We start from the raw sequence: 18,688 nt of genomic DNA, 5'->3' as shown, positions 1-18,688 counted from the left end.
TCACAATTTTGTACTGGAGGGATTACATGTTTCATAAAGCTTTATGGCTCCATCATTACAAACAAAGTAAGTACATTCTTTTACTCTTTGCTTGTAGTAGTTTTTGGTTTTTACCTATTAACTATTTTAGGGATTTACAGGTTAAACCAAACGAAGATGGCTATTTCTTTTATAGTTTAAATGGGGATACTCTTATTATCCCCTTCATTCCAATTTTCATATTACTTGCCTGTTCATTAATCAGTTGGGAAAGACATAATCAAACAGACTATCTGTTATTTGCAATGCCATTCACAAGAAAAGAGCTTTTTCTTTCTAAGTGGCTGTTCGGGACAACCGCAATTATATTCATAATAGGTATTAATGCCATCGTATTGTATTTCATCCTAAAAATTAATCTTTTTAGCCAACACCAATCTTTTGGGCCAATGGGTACATTATTATGTTATGTTACCATTACATGGATGGCAATTTTTACAATAGCTATTTTTATCGGAACAATTGCTGGCAATGTCATTTCGCATAGTATATTAAGCTTAATTTTCATTATATTACCATCTGGAATAGGCATGTTACTGTTTCACTTTGCTTGGATTCACACAAATGTATCTACAACTGAATTTTTCCTTAAAAAAACGAATTATGCATCATATATAGAAAATATTGAAGTTTTCGCACCTACTAATAATACTTATATATCTTATACATTTAATCCCAAAGTAAAAGAAGATGGCAATAATAATTCAAAAGAATCCGTTAAGGAACACCATCAATTCATGCCCATCTGGAAGATTTCCACACCGATTCTTTATATTCTCATTCTTTTACCATTAGGAGTATTTTTATATGATCGAACTCCAAATGAAAATAGCGGTAAAATATTATTATTCACTAAACTACATGTTTTATTTATACCATGTGCCACAATATGTTTTGCCTTATTAGGAGGTCGGATAACAGGTGGAAAAAATGATCCTCTATTAAATTATTACACCGGATTCATAATAATAGGATTATTTAGCTATGTAATACTTAACTATTTGGTCAATAAAAAGTTTTTACTTCATACGAAATAACCTCCTCTTAAAGAGGAGGTTATTTCACATTCTCTCTCCTATCCCCATACACCATCTCTTCTTTCATCCCAAATCCATCACCATTTTGCACAATTTGCTCTGTCGGTGCAACTACACTTTCGGCAATTTTCCATTCCCCACGCTCTTTTACAAATACTTGTAGAAAATAGTTCATACCATCTAATTGATATGCATTTTCTTTTTTCACATTATAGTGAATCGCAATGTAGTACACTTGAATGTTTTCTTTCCCTATTTTTGATACGTATTGCGATAGTCTCGGTATATAAAGTGCTGCTTTCTGAAAAGATAGTTGCTTCGCTTTAACAAGCGATGAACTTGTTACATTACGTAATGTGTCCCGATTACGAATATTATCGCTATGGTGAAATAATACTGCGTTTTGCATAGAACGAACCCATAATTTCGAATATAAAACTGTATTATCAGTTTCAATGTACTTCACTTCTTTTCGCACCACTTGGATAGGCGTATCTGCGTACGTGAATGTTTGAAAATAGAAAAAACTACCAAATAAAATGGTAAGTGCAGCAATATATTTCATAATCTTTCCTCCGATCTTTTAATTAAAGTATCGGAGTTTCAAAATATTTTTATTCAAAAGAAAAAGGATAGGAATGCTTTCGCTTCCTATCCTCATTTATTATAATACGCGGCCAAATAGTTCTAAGACCATTTCTATTTCTTGGTCGCTCCAACCTTTAAATCTCTCTTTATAATATTCTTTACGCACAGCTTCAAGTTTTTCAGTTACTTCTCTTCCGTGCTCTGTAATTTCTAAGTACACGATACGACGATCTGAATTAGAACGTTTTCTTTCTACTAATCCTTTTCGTACAAGTCGATCTGTAACAGCTGTAATATGACTGGAGGTTACGTTTACTTCACTCGCAATTTGCGAAGCCATCTGTGGACTGTTTAAAAATAACGCACGTAATACAGAAAATTCATTATATGGCATATGTTCTGCAAAACGTGTATTAATATCATTTTGTAATAAACGTATCATTTTTCGAAATGATGCAGATAAATCTAAAATCAGCGTTTCTCTTTTTTCGTTCAATAGCCTCGTCCCTTTTTTATCATATTTACACATATTATAATCTATAAATACCTATATTGTATATGATTTCTTTCCTCAACATTCTCATTTATGTAACTTTTTTCATATAAATTTCTTTTTTGTTCACACATATACATATAAAAAGGATGGTGATGGAAAATGCAGGGTGGAATAAATCCTTATTTACACAACGTACGCACAGCTAATACTGGTAAAGAAGCTACTATTACTGTACAAGGCGAAGGCGTTGTCAAAGCAAAACCAAACGTTGTTATATTAACGCTTGGCATTCGAACTGATAGTAAAAATGTAAAACAAGCGCAGGAAGAAAATGCAGTACAATCAAAACAATTACTGGATGCACTTAAACAGCTTGGTATTGCCGATAAAGATATAGAAACGATTTCTTATACGATCACTCCTCAATACGAATATGTAAATGATAAAGCATTGCTCCAAGGATACCGTGTGGAGCATTTGTATGAAATTACCGTTTTAAATGTACAAAAAGCTGGGGAAGTATATGATATAGCCGTATCAAATGGCGCAAATGTAGCAAAAGGTTTACGTTTCCGAGTATCTCATCCAAATAAATATTATGAGAAGGCTCTCATTCAAGCTCTGCACCAGGCAGTAGAAAAAGCTCGTGCTATTGCGAGTACATATAATCTAAATATTAATCCTGTTCCCCTCTCATTCGTTGAAGAATCTGCCCAATTACCACGGGAGGTTACGTCTTATGCTACTTTACATGCACAAGCAGCCCCGCCCATTCAATCTGGTGAATTAGAAATCATTTCATCCATACGGGCTATTTTTACGTATTTATAACGAATTCTCTTTACAAGTAAACGTTATCATTTTACTTGTTGTAAAAACATGATGTTCTGATATAATAAAGGACGGTGAGCTCTTACAAAAGAGATATCACGGGTGGGAGAGGGATATGAAAAAGAAGGTTTAACATGAAAGGAATACTTGAAAGAACATTTAAATTAGGTTTACACGAAACATCACCAAAACAAGAAGTTTTAGCTGGAGTTACGTCATTTTTCACAATCGTATATATTATGATTGTAAATGCGTCCATCTTATCAGATGCTGGCATTCCTCTTGAAGCTGGAATTTTAGCAACTGTTTTTAGTTCATTTGTCGGATGTCTACTCATGGCATTTTGGGCAAATGCACCTGCTATTCTTGTCCCTGGTATGGGTGTAAATGCATTCTTCACGTACACAGCTGTGCATACGCTTGGACTAACTTGGCAAGAAGCATTAGCTGCTGTCTTTATCTCTGGTATTATTTTTGCAATTGCCGCTTTTACACCAATCGCTCGCGTGCTATCAGTATCAATTCCAAAGTCATTAAAGGAAGCGATTACTGTCGGCATTGGATTATTTTTAGCGTTTATCGGATTGCAAAAAGGTGGTTTAGTCGTTTCGAACCCAAATACTGCTGTGGCAATGGGGAAATTAAGTAATCCTGTCGTTCTTGCGACATTACTTACTCTTATCATTGCACTTGTATTATTTATTCGTAACGTACGTGGAAACTTTTTATGGACGATTGCAATAGGAACTGGTATCTCATGGTTATTTGGTCTTGTGGATACGAGTCAAATGGGAAATAGTTCATTCTCATTCGCTAATTACGGTGATGTGTTTGGAGCTATGTCATTTGGGAAACTTTCTTCCTTACCATTTTGGATTGCAACATTCTCTTTAAGCATGGTGCTTATTTTTGAGAACATGGGACTTCTGCACGGTTTATTAGAAGATGATCGTAAATTCCCACGTGCTTACCAAGCCAATGCAATTTCAGCAATGACATGTGGTCTATTTGGCACAAGCCCTACCGTTTCAACAGTAGAAAGTGCCGCAGGTATTACTGCAGGTGGTAAGACAGGTCTGACGTCTATCGTTACTGGGTTGCTATTCTTTGCATCACTGTTTGCTCTTCCATTTGTCAAATTAATTCCTGATAGTGCCATTGCACCAATCTTAATTATTATTGGCGGTCTGATGATTACAAGCATTCAACAAATTCCTCTGAACGACTTTTCAGAAGGATTTCCAGCATTCTTAATTATCGTTATGATCCCGCTCACATATAGTATCGCTGATGGCATTGCGTTCGGATTTATTGCTTACCCTATCTTAAAAGTTGCTCTTGGAAAGCGTAAAGAAGTCGCACCATCTATGTATATCATTACATGCTTATTCTTAGCTATGTTTGTATTACATGCTATTGGTTAAGAAAAAACACCGAGGAAATCCTCGGTGTTTTTTACTTAAACCATCCTTTTTTATAAAACCATGCCATCATTCCGCCGCCAATTAATGCCATTAGAAGAAGACAAATAAAATAACTATATTGTCCACCAAGCTCTGGCATATGCGTAAAGTTCATTCCATATACTCCCGCAATAAATGTTAATGGCATGAAAATAGTCGAGAATACAGTTAATGTTTTCATAATGTTATTCATATGATGTGAGTTTAATGAAAAATAACTATCCCGAATATCCGCCGTTAACTCTCGACTTGCCTCAATCATTTCCGTAAGTTTAAGTAAATGATCATGTATATCTTTAAAATAAATCTCATGATCACTTATACCGTAAAAACGAGTGGAATTCAAAATACGATACAATAAATCACGCATTGGAATAATTGTACGTCTTAACTTAGATAAATCTGCCCTAATATCAAATACTTCTTCTAGCACGGCTCCTGCTGTCTCACCTGTTAAATTATCATCAATCGCATTTAAATGATCTTCAATGTAATATACAGGTGCGAAATAATCATCTACAATTTGATCAGTGATTGTATGTGCTACATGTAAAGGTCCTTTCTTAATCCGCCTCTTCTCACCAAGTGTTTTCCATACTCTTTCAATTGCATTATTATGAGAAAAATGGAAAGAAACAATATAGCGATCACTAACAAACAAATCAATTTCATGTGGTTCTAGCCCATCTTCTCCAAACGCGTGAAGAACTAAAAAGTTATATCCATCATAAAAATCAACTTTTGGCCTTTGTACATATTCTAGACAGTCTTCAATTGCAAGGGGATGGAACTTAAAATGGTCTTGCAGAATATATGTATACTCTTCTTTCGTTGGCTTATATAAATCTAGCCAATACCATACAATATGGTCTTTCTTTGTTTCTTCTAGAGAAACATCATATAATACTTCATCTGTTTTTGTTACTGCACAAATTCTAATCATAATTTCACCCATTATTATTATAAACAAAAAATAGTAAAAAAAGCCAAGGAGAAATCTCCTCAGCTTTTTTTTATTACTTCGTTACGATACCGTGTACTAAAGTTGGTGCATCTACGTGTTCTTTAGAGATCTTCATGTTCTCATAAATTTTCGCTTTTACATCTTCAACATTTTCGCGGTTCGCGTAAATTGTAACAAGGGATTCACCTTGCTTCACGCTATCGCCTACTTTTTTGCGCAGCATTAGACCAACTGCTAAATCAATTTCTGACTCTTTCGTTGCACGTCCTGCTCCTAAAAGCATTGCTGCTGTTCCGATTTCGTCTGCAACGATTTCTGATACATATCCGTCTTCTTTCGCTTCCACTTCAATTTTAAATTGTGCTTGTGGCAATTTAGAAGGGTCATCAACAACAGATGCGTCGCCGCCTTGCGCTGATAAGAACGTTTTAAATGATTCTAGCGCTTTTCCGTTGTTCATTACTTCAATTAGCTTTTCACGTGCATCTTCTAAAGATGAAGCTTGTCCAGCAAGGTACACCATTTGGCTTCCAAGTGTTAAACATAGCTCTTCTAAATCTTTTGGCCCTTTACCTTGTAATGTATCAATTGCTTCTTGTACTTCTAGTGCGTTACCGATAGCTTCACCGAGTGGTTGACTCATATCAGAAATAACTGCCATCGTATTACGACCAACGTTATTACCGATGCGTACCATTGCTTCTGCTAAACGTTTTGCATCTTCATCCGTTTTCATAAATGCACCTGCTCCAGTTTTTACATCAAGAACAATTGCATCTGCACCAGCAGCAATTTTTTTACTCATAATCGAACTTGCAATAAGCGGAATTGAGTTTACTGTTGCTGTTACATCACGAAGTGCATATAACTTTTTATCAGCAGGTGTTAAGTTACCACTTTGGCCGATAACAGCGATTTTGTTTTCATTTACAAGTCGCATGAATTCATCGTTTTCAATTTCCACATGGAATCCTGGAACTGCTTCTAATTTATCAATTGTACCACCAGTATGTCCTAAACCGCGTCCAGACATTTTCGCTACTGGTACGTCTAAAGCAGCTACTAATGGACCTAATACAAGTGTCGTTGTATCACCAACACCACCTGTCGAATGCTTATCTACTTTTACACCTTCAATAGCTGATAAGTCAATTGTATCGCCGCTATTTACCATTGCCATCGTTAAATCAGCACGCTCTTGATCGTTCATATCTTGGAAGAAAATTGCCATTGCAAGTGAACTTACTTGATAATCAGGAATATCACCATTTGTATATCCTTCAACAATAAAGTTAATTTCTTCTGTCGTTAATGCATGTCCGTCACGTTTTTTTGCAATTAGGTCCACCATTCTCATTGTGAAGTCACCCCTTCATTTGTTTGACGATTGCTTTTACTAATGCTAAGAAGTTAGCTTTAACACGTTCTGTCGTTTCAATTACTTCATCGTGATGAAGTGGCTGATCTAAAATACCAGCTGCCATATTTGAAATACAAGAAATACCTAATACTTTCATTCCAGCATGACGTGCTACAATTACTTCAGGTACTGTTGACATACCAACTGCATCTCCGCCAAGTGTACGAAGCATACGAATTTCAGCAGGTGTTTCATATACAGGACCTGTCATTCCAACGTATACACCTTCTTGTACTTTAATATTTAAGTCTGCTGCAACTTGTTTCGCCATTTCACGAAGTTCTACTGTATATGATGTAGACATATCAGGGAAACGTACGCCCATTTCAGAATCATTTGGTCCGATTAATGGATTCGTACCCATGAAGTTAATGTGGTCTGAAATTAACATAAGATCGCCTGGCTCGAATGATGTATTTACACCACCAGCTGCGTTTGTTACAACAACCGTTTCTACACCTAGTTCTTTCATAACACGAACTGGGAATGTTACTTTTTGCATGTCGTATCCTTCATAGAAGTGGAAACGTCCTTGCATTGCTACTACTGTTACACCTTGAAGTGTGCCAAATACTAGTTGACCTGCATGGCCTTCTACAGTTGATACTGGGAACTCAGGGATTTCACTGTAAGGTACTGTTACTGCGTTCTCAATTTCGTCTGCTAATACACCAAGTCCTGATCCAAGGATTAGTCCTACTTGTGGTGTCTCTTGAAATTTCTCTTTTAAGTATGAAGCTGATTTTGTAATAAGTTCACGATTCATTTGTTTATCCCCCTATTTCTTTAGCTCGTTTAAGAAGCTTGTTCCGTATTCTGGCATTTTCACACCGAAGTTTTCTGCTACTGTTGCACCAATATCAGCAAATGTTTGACGAAGTGGTAACTCTTGTCCGCCTTCTTTCATACTTGGGCTATATGCTAATAATGGTACATATTCACGTGTATGGTCAGTACCAGGGTGAATTGGATCATTACCGTGGTCTGCTGTAATTAATAATAGATCATCTTCTTGTAGTTTTGCGAATACTTCTGGAAGACGTGCATCATATTCTTGCAGAGCCTCTCCGTATCCTTGTGGATCACGGCGGTGGCCGAATAATGCATCAAAGTCAACTAAGTTTAAGAAGCTAAGACCTGTAAAGTCCATATTTAATGTATCTACAAGCTTATCCATTCCATCCATGTTAGACTTCGTACGAAGTGATTCCGTTACCCCTTCACCATCATAGATGTCAGAGATTTTACCGATAGCAATTACATCGTAGTCACTATCTTTTAATTCATTCATTACTGTACGGCCGAATGGTTTTAATGCATAATCATGACGGTTTGGTGTACGTGTAAAGTTTCCAGGTTCACCAACGAATGGACGAGCAATAACACGACCTACCATGTATTTCTCATCTAATGTTAATTCACGTGCAATTTTACAGATTTTATATAACTCATCAAGTGGCACTACTTCTTCGTGTGCTGCAATTTGCAATACGCTATCAGCAGAAGTATAAACGATTAAAGAGCCGGTTTCCATTTGCTCTTGGCCAAGTTCATCAAGAATTTCAGTTCCAGAAGCTGGCTTATTACCGATAATTTTACGGCCTGTTTTTTCTTCTAATTCATCAAGTAATTCTTTCGGGAATCCTTCCGGGAACACTTGGAATGGTGTATCAATGTAAAGGCCCATGATTTCCCAGTGACCTGTCATTGTATCTTTACCAGTAGATTTCTCTTGCATTTTTGTGTAATATCCAAGTGGTTTCTCTACTTTAGAGATACCTTTCATTTCACGAATGTTACCAAGACCCAATTTCACCATGTTAGGCATTTGTAAACCATTCATATGTTCAGCAATGTGACCAATTGTGTCAGATCCCAAATCACCAAATTGCTCAGCATCTGGTGCTTCACCGATTCCCACAGAGTCCATTACGACTAGGAATATACGTTTATATTTATTCATAACTGCGACCTCCTATAAGTTCAGTTCTACTTCTTGTAGTATGTTCAAAACGCTATAAAGTGAAACTGTTATCCATAAGAATTCTCATTGTCAAACAGTACTTCTTTAAACCATTCTCTAACCTATTTCGTTTTACTTGAAACGACTCAAAAACATTTCTAGTTTTTTCTAAGTCAGATGTCAGACATCTGATACTGATATCATAACATGTTTACGCTTTCTTTTTAATACATTTTCGTAGAATTTCTCATTTTCTTCACACTTCTATTGTAATTCATTCTGCAACGAAGTGCTAATTTTTTTATGATTTATTTCTTCATATTAAAAATAAAAAGTAGCTCTAAAGAGCTACTTTTTATTTTACTTCTATTGTTTCTTCTTTATGTTCATGCAATTCGCCTTTTCTTACATGCACTTTCACTTTGTAAGCACCGTTCTCTTTGAAAGTATGTTTCGTTTCATACTCTCCTTTATTCCCTTCTTTCGCTGGAATAAATTCGTGTTTTTCAACACCATCTTTCCAAATCTCTAGTTGTACTTCAGCACCAGCTAATGCTTCTTCTTTTTGCTTTAAATGAACTTTCATTGTAGATTCAGCATTTGCCTTTATGTCTCCAGCCATAAGATGGATCATTGTGTCACTTTTATGATCTCCATGTCCTGCACTGTGATCACTATTTTCTTTTTTCGCATCTTCTACTTTCGCATTTCCTACAGCAACTTTCACTTCCGGCATAACGTGCATTTCACGTGCATTTGTGTGAGCGATAATATGGTATACTCCATCCGTTTCGAATGTTTTCTCTACTGCATAAACACCTTTTCCTTTATGCTTACCATCTAACATCTCGTGCTTTTCGTCGCCATCTTTCCAAATTTCAAACTTTACATCATCGGCATCCGTTACTTTTTCTTTCCCTTGTGTAACAAGTGCTTGTACTTCTGTTTTTTCACCTGGTTTAATTTCTTTCGGATTTGTTTGGACTGCTACTTTTACAGCTTCAAGTTTCTGTTCTTTTTTCGGTTCTTCTTTGTTTGTATTACAGCCAGCCAACGCTAGCATCGCGATAAATAAAGTTATAATCAGTTTTTTCATCATCATTTCCTCCTTTATACTTTATTTAGTATAGAGGAAATACATTGTAATATTCCAGTCTTCTGCTGAAAACAATATACGAAATGTTTGTGAAGTTTCTGTGAAACGGTCTTCCCTTCTGAATCTATGAAAAAAGAGCATAGTAACTATGCTCTTGGATGAAACTGTTTATATACATCTTTTAATCTAGTTTTTGAAACGTGCGTATAGATTTGCGTCGTTGAAATATCTGCATGACCAAGCATTTCTTGTACAGCACGTAAATCTGCTCCATTTTCTAATAAGTGCGTAGCAAACGAGTGACGCAACGTATGAGGTGTAAGCTCTTTTTCAATATTTGCTTCTTTCGCTAATCGTTTTAATATTTTCCAAAATCCTTGTCTTGATAATCGATTACCATGATGGTTTAAAAAGAGTGCATCTACTACTTTTTTCCCCATTAATTCTCTTCTTCCTTTTTCAATATACTTTTGAATCGCTTCCGTTGCTAAACTTCCTAGTGGAATAATTCTTTCTTTATTCCCTTTCCCTATGCAACGAACAAATCCCATCGTTAAATGTACATCTTCTAAATTGAGTGCAATCAATTCTGAAACACGAAGTCCTGTCGCATACAGTAACTCTAGCATCGCCTTATCACGTATCCCAAAAGCACTTGTCATTTTTGGTGTTTGAAGTAACGCCTCTACTTCATCAACTGATAATACTTTTGGTAATTTCCGTTCCCCTTGCGGCGTTTCAATATGTACGGATGGATCGTGTTCTACCGCTCGTTCACGAAGTAAAAATTGGTGAAACGAACGAATTGATGCAATATGACGCGCCAATGTTTTCGAAGATTTTCCGTTTTCTTTTAAATACTGCAAAAAGTTAACAATGTGTAAACGGGTCACTTCATGAAAAGTTTTCGTCTGTTCCACATTTTGCAAATACTTTACGTAGCTTTTTAAATCCCGTTCATAAGATACTACTGTATTCTTTGCTAATCCTTTTTCGACAACCATATAATGAATAAAATCTTTTAATTGATCTTCCACTCTACACTACTCCCCATTTTCATAGAAAAACATCATTCTATTTACGAAAGCATCCTTTGCCGGTTCTTCATTCCCTGATACTTTTTCTACAGTCTCTTCTTTAGGTTTTTCATAACGATGATAGCTTTCATATTCTTCATTTATCCATAGTATAGCGAAATAAAACAAAATCGTACAACTTGTAAATAATAAAAATACTTTTATTCCATCAAAAGTTAATTTTAAAGCTCGGCGCATTGTAAATTCCTCCAAAATATAAGTTATTACAACATATGCCAAGCTTTCACCAATTTATACCTTATTCAAATAAAAAACCTCTTCCTAGATAAATAGGAAAAGGTTATTTTTCATCCGTTTCATTTTCTTGACAATTTTTACAAATCCCATGGAATGTTAAACGATGATCTTTCACCTTAAAGCTCCAGTCTCGTTCTACTTTCCTTTCCACTTCACCAAGTAAATCTTCTTGTATTTCTTGTACAGCACCACATTGTGTACAAATCAAATGATGGTGAAAACGCTGCGCACCTTCTTGGCGTAAGTCATAGCGTGAAACACCGTCTCCGAAGTTAATCTTATCGACAACTTTTAACTCAGATAATAGTTCTAAAGTTCGATAGACGGTTGCTAATCCGATCTCTGGCGACTTTTCTTTTACAAGGAGGTAAACATCTTCTGCGCTTAAATGATCTTCTTCATTTTCTAGCAGCACACGAACTGTTGCTTCACGTTGCGGTGTTAATTTATAGCTCGCTGCATGTAATTGCTTCTTAATTCGTTCAATTCTTTCTTCCATTCGGTACTACTCCCTCCTCGCCACTCTTACACCATTATATCAGAAGAAGGGCTTCTGTCAAAAGAAAAACAATAAAAACAAATTGATAATTATTCTCAAAAAATATTTATTTTTTATTAATAGCCTCAACAACTTCTTTCATTAAAACTGGTGATGCGTAAGCCTCCACACTACAAGCCATTGCTAATACCGCTCCAATTACAAGAAAGAAACATGTATACCGGATTAATAATGGTAATAGTGGCTCGGTTATTTTTCTAATAAATTGATGCCTAATCATCCGTAAAGAAAAACTTGCAGCAATGGTTGTCATAATGAGAAAGACTGGAATGATAATTAAATTTTGTGGCAAAACAGATACAAATGCTAATAATAGTCCATTCCATCCATGCTGACTTACTAAAAAACCAACTGTAAATCCAACAACAACTCCTTTTACAAATAATAAAATAAAAATAAGTGGTAATCCAATAATTGAAATCCCTAAAATCCAAATAAATCCGATGTATTTTAATTGCGAAAAGTAACTTTCTCGAAACATTTCGCCCGCAATGGCAAATTCTCCTTTAGAGACTTGTCCAAAAAAACGTTGTAAATAAAATGATAAATCTTGTTTTTGATTGATTTGTAAACTATTCACAAGAATGGCTCCAAATATTACTCCCATCAATAATAAAACAGCGTTAAATATATATAATGAAGAGTTTTCCTGTATGTGAGACATTACACGGTCTTGCCAATTTTTTCGCCACATTTTTCTTCCCTCCGTTCACACTCTTATTAAAAATGTATGAAAGAAAGAAAAAAGTATGACGAATTAACATTGAAATTCCGCTCTACTTTGCTAAACTAAAAAGTAGAGAATAGGAGGGATTTCTCTTGAAACCATTATTATTAGATTTTCCAACATTATTTCAAACTGAACGCTTACAAGTTCGTAAACCATTTCCAGGTGATGGTGCAGAAGTATATGAAGCAATCCAAGCTTCTCTAGAAGACTTAGTACCGTGGGTACCAATTAACGCTGAAACAGAAGAGAGTGCTGAAGAAATTGTTCGCGAAGCTCACGGACAGTTTTTACTTCGTGAAACACTTGATTTTCACTTATACGATAAAGTATCTGGTACATTCATCGGAGCAATTACACTAAAACCTGAAAACTGGGATATTCCAAAGTTTTCACTTCACTTCTGGTTGCATAGCGCTTATACAAAACAAGGCTATATGACTGAAGCTGTTAAAGGCGCTATCCAATTCGCCTTTGATAAACTAGGCGCTAGAAGAATTGAAATTCGTACTGATGCAACAAATATAAATGCATGTAGCTTAGCAGAACGTTTAGAATTCATTCTAGAAGGTACAATGGAAAATGATTTCCTAGCACCAGACGGTAGCTTACGTGATGCACGTGTATATGCAAAAATCAATTAAAAAACACTCGCCTTTGGCGAGTGTTTATTTTTGTAGTTGTAAATATTGTACTGCAAACATCGTCTTCGCATCATGAATACGAAGATTTTTCATAAGAGTAATCGCTTCTTCTAACGATACTTCCATTAATTCCACAAACTCATCTTCATCTAACTCAGCTTTATTTTCTTTTTTTGTCAAACCTGTCGCTTTATATACATATAAAATTTCATCTGCGAATCCTGGAGATGTATAGAAAGAAGTAATAAGCTCCATATTTTCACATACATATCCTGTTTCCTCTTCTAATTCACGAACTGCTGTTACCTCTGGTTTTTCACCAGGCTCTAACTTGCCGGCTGGAATTTCTATAATCGCCTTTTCAAGCGCTTTACGATACTGCTCAACAAGCACAATTTTCCCCTCATCTGTAATAGCAATAATCGCAACTGCACCAGGGTGATTTACAATTTCACGTTTACTCATTTCTCCATTTGGTAATACTACATCATCAACACGAACTTTTATAACTCTACCATCAAAAATCGGCTCAGTTTTTACTGTTCTCTCTGTAAGATTACTCATACTACTTCATCTCCCTGTTCTATTTCCTATTCTTTCTTCATACATTTTACCACATTGAAAGGAGCGTGATAGAAATGAAAGTTTATATTTTACCAAATCGCATCACGTTAGTCGGAAAAGCATGGCAAATTCGCCATAAGCTAAAACAATATAGCAAAGAGTATACAACTGTACAAGAGTGGATTACAGCAAATAAAATGAAACATTAATCCGTTAAGCTCACATTAATTAAGCTTTTACGGGCAGTTAATGCAAAGCGAAAAGGAAACGTTTGTCAACCTCTTTTCCCTCTCGTACAATAAAGGTAAGGAGGTTGACCTATGAAAAAACGTCAATTAGGAAACTCAGATTTATTTGTTACAGAAATGGGCCTTGGCTGTATGTCTCTCGGTACATCTGAAACAGAGGCTATGCGTATTGTCGATGAAGCAATCGATTTAGGAATTAATTTTTTTGATACAGCAGATTTATATGATTACGGATTAAATGAAGAATTTGTTGGAAAAGCCTTGAAGGGGAAACGAGACAAAATTGTTCTTACAACGAAGGTTGGAAATCGTTGGACAGAAGAAAAAAACGGCTGGTCTTGGGACCCTTCTAAAGCTTACATAAAGGCTGAAGTAAAAGAAAGTTTACGTAGACTTCAAACTGATTATATTGACCTTTACCAACTTCATGGCGGAACGATTGAAGATCCAATAGATGAAACAATTGAAGCTTTTGAAGAATTGAAAAAAGAAGGTATTATCCGCCATTACGGTATTTCTTCTATACGTCCAAATGTAATCCGTGAATATGCAAAACGCTCAAACATCGTTAGTGTACTAATGGAATATAGCCTTTTAAATCGTCGTCCAGAAGAATGGTTCCCGCTTCTGAATGAACACCAAATTAGCATCATTGCTCGCGGACCACTTGCAAAAGGAATTTTAACTGATAACAATGCAAGAAAAATAGAAAGAGTAAAGGAAAAGGATTACCTCTCTTATTCTTACGATGAATTACATACAACTCTAGCGAGTGTAAAAGAAACGATTGGAGAAAGCTCTTTAACAGGAACAGCTATTCAATATTGCTTACATAATAAGACTGTTGCAGCTGTTATACCTGGCGCAAGCTCTCTTCAACAATTGCAGGAAAATATACGAGCTAGCCAACAGTTACCTTTAACTAAAGAAGAATATGTACAACTTCAAAAAATTGTTAAATATGACACATATGCTTTGCATCGTTAAAAATATCGAATTACCGATAAACAGAAGACTGTCTCCTTTATTAAGAGACAGTCTTTTTTATAACGTATCATATTTATCAGGATTTGTGCCTACATGTAAATCGCGATTCAACGTGTTAATTTGATTTATCTCTTCTTCAGTTAGTGAGAAATCAAAAATAGTAAAGTTTTCTTTAATACGAGATGGTGTAACAGATTTAGGAATTGTAACAATCCCGCTTTGAATATCCCATCTTAATATAACTTGCGCAGGTGTTTTTTCATATTTGTTAGCAATAGCCTGAATGATTGGATGCTGAAATACTTCTCCGCCCCTCATTAACGGACTCCACGCTTCCATTTGGATTTGCTCACCTTGACAATGATTACGCAATTCAAATTGCGTTAACATCGGATGAAGTTCTACTTGGTTCACCATCGGCTTCACTTTGCAATTTGGTAATAACAATTCTAAATGATGTTTATGAAAATTAGAAACACCAATCGCACGCACTTTACCTTCTTCATATAATTTTTCTAACGCTCGGTACGTATCCACATACTTCCCTCTTACTGGCCAATGTATTAAATATAAATCTACATAGTCCATTTGTAATTTCTTTAAGCTTTTTTCAAACGCCTCGAGTGTCTCCTCGTATCCTTGATCGTCATTCCAAACTTTTGTTGTAATAAATAGGTCTTCTCTTGGAATTCCTGATTCACGAATCGCTTCTCCGACACCGCTTTCATTTTCGTACACAGTTGCTGTATCAATCGAACGGTATCCAACTTCTAACGCTGTTTTTACTGCTTGTTTTACTTCGTCGCCTTCTTTTGCTTTATAAACGCCTAGACCAATCATCGGCATTTTCACGCCATTATGAAGTGTAGTTGTTGGAATATACACAGTCGTCTCCCTTTCATTGTTACATTTTTTTATAAGCCACAACTTTATTTCAACAAGATTCATCCCAAAAGTCAAAACATACGTACAGTTTACATAACACTTTTATATAGCTAAAAAATAACGTGAACTCATTTATTCACGTTATTTTCTCTCCATTCTTTCGCTTTTTCATCCACATTGCGCACAAACTCGTTTTTCCCTTCCGTATATAACGTGCCATCATATGTATACTTTTCGGCCAATTCTTTCTTTAAGGTTGCATATGCCTCTGCTTCTTCACAATGAGCCATCATATAATCACGAAATGCTAAATGCCTTACTATCTCTGGATTTCCTTTTTCAAACACGTGTAAATGATACAAACGTTTTTCTTCCGTTCCATGGATAAAAAATCGGCGTCCTGAAATACCATTTTCCCCTTTTACGATGTAACCAAGCTCTATAAATCGTTCATTCCACCTATCTACCCTTTCAATACTTTCTACTTCCATGATCATATCAATAATAGGTTTAGCTGCCAGTCCTGGCACTGACGTACTTCCAATATGATGAATTTTAACCGTTTCTGGCATCGCTGTTTTTAATCTGTCAGCCTCCATTTGAAATTTTTCACTCCAATGATTTTCATGCGGAACAACTACAATTTTCCTCATAATAACTCCCCTTTTCTTACAAGCTCGTCAAAAAATGATCAGTGAATTTCACTGATCATTTTTTTATTATTTAAAGTCTTTCCAAGTAAGGTTACTTTCACTTAGCAGTTCTTCAAATGATTTATTCTTTTCACGTTCTTTTTGTTCTTTGCGCTTTCTTTCCAGTTCAGCTGCCTCTTTTTCCTCTTCTCTCACTTGCAACTCTTTCTTCTTACTCTTTAATTGTTGCATGAGTGAATCATTTAATTGATCGCCTAATGTAAGTGTTTCTTTCTTTGGTGGATTCACTTGCGATTGTCTTTGCATTTGTCTTTGTTTCTTTTTCTTCATGCTACTCACCTTTTACTTTTTTCTCCATTATAGTAGATACACGATGCAATCGACAATAAAAAAGGGTCTTTACTCTATTATCCACTTTTTGTAAATATGTTAATTTTTCGAAAAGACTAAATTTTTATGTAGCTATAATCCTATGAATCTATTAAAATTATGTCGTATGATGTCAGATTATAAAAAAGGAGAAATGAACTATGTGGAAAAAAATTATTCCTGCCGTTGCTGTTTTAAGCACTATTACTTTTTCAAGCGTATTTGCCGCTCCCCCATCTCAGAATCCAGCTGAACAAAACCGCTACATAGACGTACAAATGCTTGGTATTAATGATTTCCATGGACAACTAGATACTGTTAAAAAAATTAATAATAAAGAAGCTGGTGGCGCTGATTACTTAGCTACTTATTTAAAAGAACGTAAAAAACAAAACCCTAATACACTTCTCGTACATGCTGGTGATATCGTCGGAGCTAGTCCACCAGTTTCAGCATTATTACAGGATGAACCGACGATTGAATTTTTAAATGATTTAAAATTTGATGTTGGTACAATCGGAAACCATGAATTTGATGAAGGCATTGATGAAATGAAACGCCTCATTTACGGTGGATATCATGAAAAAACAGGGAATTTCAAAGGGGCTAACTTCCCCTATGTAGCTGCTAACTTCTATAACAAATCAACTGGCCGCTTATTTTTACCACCATTTACTGTAAAAATGGTAGATGGTGTTCCTGTAGGATTCATTGGTGTTGTTACAACTGATACACCAAATGTCGTTATGCCTACGATGCTTAAAAATGTACAAATTACTGATGAAGTAGAAGCAATTAATAAATCAACACAACAATTAAAACGCCTCGGCGTTAAATCTATCGTCGTTCTTGCTCATGTCGGTGGAACAACCGATGAGTCTGGGGTAACAAATGGCGACCTTACTCGAATTGCAAATGAAACAGACCCAGAAGTTGATGTTATTTTCGGTGGACATAGTCATACGTATGTAAATGGTACAGTAAATAATAAGCTAATTGTCCAAGCAAATTCTTACGGCACGGCTTTCTCAGACGTGGATGTAACAATTGATCGTAAAACAAAGGATATTATAAAGAAAAAAGCTGAAGTTGTTACAACGTATCATGAAGGTGTAGAACCTGATAAACAAGTAAAGAAAAAACTAGATCAATATAAAGAAAAAATCGCACCACTTGTAAATGAAGTGGTCGGAAAATCTACAGCATCTATCGACCGTAAACAAAATGATGCTGGTGAGTCCACTCTTGGAAATTTAGTTGCCGATGCTCAGCGTCAAACGATGCAAACTCAAATCGCCCTCATGAATCCTGGTGGCATTCGTAATGACTTAGATGCTGGTGATATTACGTGGGGTGAGTTATACGGCATTCAACCTTTTGGAAATCAATTGATTAAAGTAGATTTAACAGGTCAAGACATTCGCGATATTTTAAATCAGCAATGGCAAAAAGGAACAACAAGAATGCTTCAAATTTCAGGTATTCAATATGCGTGGGATGCAAATAAACCAAACGGTGAAAAAGTTACAAATATACGTTTAACAAACGGAGAAGAATTATCTCCATCTAAAACGTATAGCGTAGTTGCAAATGCTTTCTTAGCTTCTGGCGGTGACGGATTCATATCATTTAAAAATGGTAAAAATGCAGAAACTGGTCCAAACGACTTTGAAGCGTTAGTCGATTACGTAAAACAATTAAAAGAACCAATTCAGCCAGTTATTGATGGAAGAATCCAAAAAGTAAATTAAGTGTTTCTCTAATAAGAAATTTCATTTTTCACGCCATAAAAGATTTGCACTAATCCTGTATTTATACGTA

At 35.6% G+C, this 18,688-nt stretch carries 22 protein-coding genes; 7 read left to right on the top strand and 15 right to left on the bottom strand.

Going from position 1 to position 18,688, the window contains the following annotated elements:
- Positions 1–26 precede the first annotated feature (26 nt).
- Entirely contained in the window at positions 27–1,076 is a 1,050-nt protein-coding gene (locus N2V92_RS14450; protein WP_000468503.1) for an ABC-2 transporter permease, read from the top strand.
- Between the two features lie 19 nt (positions 1,077–1,095).
- Here N2V92_RS14450 and N2V92_RS14445 read toward each other — a convergent pair whose 3' ends face one another.
- A complete protein-coding gene (locus N2V92_RS14445) occupies positions 1,096–1,641 on the bottom strand; it encodes a hypothetical protein (RefSeq protein ID WP_016077277.1) in 546 nt (181 codons plus the stop codon).
- A 99-nt stretch (positions 1,642–1,740) separates the two neighbouring features.
- The gene (locus N2V92_RS14440) at positions 1,741–2,160 is read right to left on the bottom strand and encodes a MarR family winged helix-turn-helix transcriptional regulator (RefSeq protein ID WP_001003307.1); all 420 of its coding nucleotides are present in this window, start codon (positions 2,158–2,160) and stop codon (positions 1,741–1,743) included.
- Positions 2,161–2,319: 159 nt separating this feature from the next.
- Here N2V92_RS14440 and N2V92_RS14435 point away from each other — a divergent pair, with 159 nt between their 5' ends.
- Together N2V92_RS14435 and N2V92_RS14430 are read left to right on the top strand one after the other, a co-directional pair.
- A complete protein-coding gene (locus N2V92_RS14435) occupies positions 2,320–2,991 on the top strand; it encodes an SIMPL domain-containing protein (protein WP_001161431.1) in 672 nt (223 codons plus the stop codon).
- Positions 2,992–3,125: 134 nt separating this feature from the next.
- Positions 3,126–4,415, top strand: a complete 1,290-nt coding sequence (locus N2V92_RS14430; RefSeq protein ID WP_000676243.1) for an NCS2 family permease — start codon at positions 3,126–3,128, stop codon at positions 4,413–4,415.
- Between the two features lie 31 nt (positions 4,416–4,446).
- On the opposite strand, the gene corA is transcribed toward N2V92_RS14430, so the two are convergent.
- The 9 genes from corA to spoIIM form a co-directional block, all read right to left on the bottom strand.
- Entirely contained in the window at positions 4,447–5,409 is a 963-nt protein-coding gene (corA, locus tag N2V92_RS14425; RefSeq protein ID WP_002026281.1) for a magnesium/cobalt transporter CorA, read from the bottom strand.
- Positions 5,410–5,470: 61 nt separating this feature from the next.
- The gene (locus N2V92_RS14420) at positions 5,471–6,775 is read right to left on the bottom strand and encodes a pyrimidine-nucleoside phosphorylase (RefSeq protein WP_001243069.1); all 1,305 of its coding nucleotides are present in this window, start codon (positions 6,773–6,775) and stop codon (positions 5,471–5,473) included.
- Between the two features lie 7 nt (positions 6,776–6,782).
- Positions 6,783–7,604 (bottom strand): purine-nucleoside phosphorylase, encoded by an 822-nt coding sequence (locus N2V92_RS14415; RefSeq protein ID WP_001078446.1) that lies wholly within the window; start codon positions 7,602–7,604, stop codon positions 6,783–6,785.
- A gap of 12 nt (positions 7,605–7,616) precedes the next feature.
- On the bottom strand, positions 7,617–8,801 hold the full coding sequence (deoB, locus tag N2V92_RS14410; protein ID WP_001046081.1) for a phosphopentomutase: 1,185 nt from the start codon (positions 8,799–8,801) through the stop codon (positions 7,617–7,619).
- A 355-nt stretch (positions 8,802–9,156) separates the two neighbouring features.
- Entirely contained in the window at positions 9,157–9,897 is a 741-nt protein-coding gene (locus tag N2V92_RS14405) for a FixH family protein (RefSeq protein WP_000733454.1), read from the bottom strand.
- 146 nt (positions 9,898–10,043) lie between these two features.
- A complete protein-coding gene (gene xerD / locus N2V92_RS14400) occupies positions 10,044–10,934 on the bottom strand; it encodes a site-specific tyrosine recombinase XerD (RefSeq protein ID WP_000390088.1) in 891 nt (296 codons plus the stop codon).
- Between the two features lie 6 nt (positions 10,935–10,940).
- On the bottom strand, positions 10,941–11,171 hold the full coding sequence (locus N2V92_RS14395) for a YqzK family protein (RefSeq protein WP_001250432.1): 231 nt from the start codon (positions 11,169–11,171) through the stop codon (positions 10,941–10,943).
- 103 nt (positions 11,172–11,274) lie between these two features.
- Complete coding sequence (gene fur, locus N2V92_RS14390) at positions 11,275–11,730, bottom strand: ferric iron uptake transcriptional regulator (RefSeq protein ID WP_000392657.1); 456 nt, start codon at positions 11,728–11,730, stop codon at positions 11,275–11,277.
- A gap of 106 nt (positions 11,731–11,836) precedes the next feature.
- Entirely contained in the window at positions 11,837–12,454 is a 618-nt protein-coding gene (gene spoIIM, locus N2V92_RS14385; protein WP_223308695.1) for a stage II sporulation protein M, read from the bottom strand.
- Between the two features lie 155 nt (positions 12,455–12,609).
- Between spoIIM and N2V92_RS14380 the strand changes: the two genes are divergently transcribed.
- Positions 12,610–13,161 carry a GNAT family N-acetyltransferase gene (locus N2V92_RS14380; RefSeq protein WP_016077274.1) on the top strand — a complete coding sequence of 184 codons (552 nt, stop codon included), beginning with the start codon at positions 12,610–12,612 and terminating at the stop codon, positions 13,159–13,161.
- Positions 13,162–13,185: 24 nt separating this feature from the next.
- Here the strand turns inward: N2V92_RS14380 and N2V92_RS14375 are convergent, their stop codons facing one another.
- Positions 13,186–13,725, bottom strand: coding sequence for an NUDIX domain-containing protein (locus tag N2V92_RS14375; protein WP_000067931.1), 540 nt, complete (start codon positions 13,723–13,725; stop codon positions 13,186–13,188).
- A 74-nt stretch (positions 13,726–13,799) separates the two neighbouring features.
- On the opposite strand from N2V92_RS14375, the gene mciZ reads away from it, so the two are divergent.
- Together mciZ and N2V92_RS14365 are read left to right on the top strand one after the other, a co-directional pair.
- Complete coding sequence (mciZ, locus tag N2V92_RS14370) at positions 13,800–13,934, top strand: Z-ring formation inhibitor MciZ (protein WP_000870291.1); 135 nt, start codon at positions 13,800–13,802, stop codon at positions 13,932–13,934.
- A gap of 111 nt (positions 13,935–14,045) precedes the next feature.
- Positions 14,046–14,960 carry an aldo/keto reductase gene (locus tag N2V92_RS14365; protein ID WP_016077273.1) on the top strand — a complete coding sequence of 305 codons (915 nt, stop codon included), beginning with the start codon at positions 14,046–14,048 and terminating at the stop codon, positions 14,958–14,960.
- A gap of 57 nt (positions 14,961–15,017) precedes the next feature.
- On the opposite strand, the gene N2V92_RS14360 is transcribed toward N2V92_RS14365, so the two are convergent.
- The 3 genes from N2V92_RS14360 to N2V92_RS14350 all read right to left on the bottom strand — a co-directional run bounded on the left by N2V92_RS14360 (position 15,018) and on the right by N2V92_RS14350 (position 16,828).
- Positions 15,018–15,845 carry an aldo/keto reductase gene (locus N2V92_RS14360; RefSeq protein WP_000275862.1) on the bottom strand — a complete coding sequence of 276 codons (828 nt, stop codon included), beginning with the start codon at positions 15,843–15,845 and terminating at the stop codon, positions 15,018–15,020.
- Positions 15,846–15,973: 128 nt separating this feature from the next.
- A complete protein-coding gene (locus tag N2V92_RS14355; RefSeq protein WP_042595616.1) occupies positions 15,974–16,498 on the bottom strand; it encodes a GrpB family protein in 525 nt (174 codons plus the stop codon).
- A gap of 66 nt (positions 16,499–16,564) precedes the next feature.
- On the bottom strand, positions 16,565–16,828 hold the full coding sequence (locus tag N2V92_RS14350) for a YqkE family protein (RefSeq protein ID WP_000727553.1): 264 nt from the start codon (positions 16,826–16,828) through the stop codon (positions 16,565–16,567).
- A 200-nt stretch (positions 16,829–17,028) separates the two neighbouring features.
- Between N2V92_RS14350 and N2V92_RS14345 the strand changes: the two genes are divergently transcribed.
- Positions 17,029–18,618 carry a bifunctional metallophosphatase/5'-nucleotidase gene (locus tag N2V92_RS14345; protein ID WP_000265545.1) on the top strand — a complete coding sequence of 530 codons (1,590 nt, stop codon included), beginning with the start codon at positions 17,029–17,031 and terminating at the stop codon, positions 18,616–18,618.
- Positions 18,619–18,688: the final 70 nt, after the last annotated feature.

Source organism: Bacillus sp. CH_48 (genome assembly GCF_038008465.1).
Taxonomy (GTDB): domain Bacteria; phylum Bacillota; class Bacilli; order Bacillales; family Bacillaceae_G; genus Bacillus_A; species Bacillus_A thuringiensis_S.
This window is presented reverse-complemented; position numbering and strand designations above follow the sequence as displayed.

Bases quoted from the DNA above. Each gene is read 5' to 3' on its own strand.
- N2V92_RS14445 (WP_016077277.1), bottom strand. From the start codon at position 1,641: ATGAAATATATTGCTGCACTTACCATTTTATTTGGTAGTTTTTTCTAT.
- N2V92_RS14365 (WP_016077273.1), top strand. From the start codon at position 14,046: ATGAAAAAACGTCAATTAGGAAACTCAGATTTATTTGTTACAGAAATG.
- N2V92_RS14450 (WP_000468503.1), top strand. From the start codon at position 27: ATGTTTCATAAAGCTTTATGGCTCCATCATTACAAACAAAGTAAGTAC.
- N2V92_RS14345 (WP_000265545.1), top strand. From the start codon at position 17,029: ATGTGGAAAAAAATTATTCCTGCCGTTGCTGTTTTAAGCACTATTACT.
- corA (WP_002026281.1), bottom strand. From the start codon at position 5,409: ATGGGTGAAATTATGATTAGAATTTGTGCAGTAACAAAAACAGATGAA.
- N2V92_RS14405 (WP_000733454.1), bottom strand. From the start codon at position 9,897: ATGAAAAAACTGATTATAACTTTATTTATCGCGATGCTAGCGTTGGCT.
- N2V92_RS14415 (WP_001078446.1), bottom strand. From the start codon at position 7,604: ATGAATCGTGAACTTATTACAAAATCAGCTTCATACTTAAAAGAGAAA.
- N2V92_RS14350 (WP_000727553.1), bottom strand. From the start codon at position 16,828: ATGAAGAAAAAGAAACAAAGACAAATGCAAAGACAATCGCAAGTGAAT.
- N2V92_RS14355 (WP_042595616.1), bottom strand. From the start codon at position 16,498: ATGAGGAAAATTGTAGTTGTTCCGCATGAAAATCATTGGAGTGAAAAA.
- N2V92_RS14435 (WP_001161431.1), top strand. From the start codon at position 2,320: ATGCAGGGTGGAATAAATCCTTATTTACACAACGTACGCACAGCTAAT.
- fur (WP_000392657.1), bottom strand. From the start codon at position 11,730: ATGGAAGAAAGAATTGAACGAATTAAGAAGCAATTACATGCAGCGAGC.
- N2V92_RS14430 (WP_000676243.1), top strand. From the start codon at position 3,126: ATGAAAGGAATACTTGAAAGAACATTTAAATTAGGTTTACACGAAACA.
- spoIIM (WP_223308695.1), bottom strand. From the start codon at position 12,454: ATGTCTCACATACAGGAAAACTCTTCATTATATATATTTAACGCTGTT.
- N2V92_RS14375 (WP_000067931.1), bottom strand. From the start codon at position 13,725: ATGAGTAATCTTACAGAGAGAACAGTAAAAACTGAGCCGATTTTTGAT.
- N2V92_RS14420 (WP_001243069.1), bottom strand. From the start codon at position 6,775: ATGAGAATGGTGGACCTAATTGCAAAAAAACGTGACGGACATGCATTA.
- deoB (WP_001046081.1), bottom strand. From the start codon at position 8,801: ATGAATAAATATAAACGTATATTCCTAGTCGTAATGGACTCTGTGGGA.
- N2V92_RS14395 (WP_001250432.1), bottom strand. From the start codon at position 11,171: ATGCGCCGAGCTTTAAAATTAACTTTTGATGGAATAAAAGTATTTTTA.
- mciZ (WP_000870291.1), top strand. From the start codon at position 13,800: ATGAAAGTTTATATTTTACCAAATCGCATCACGTTAGTCGGAAAAGCA.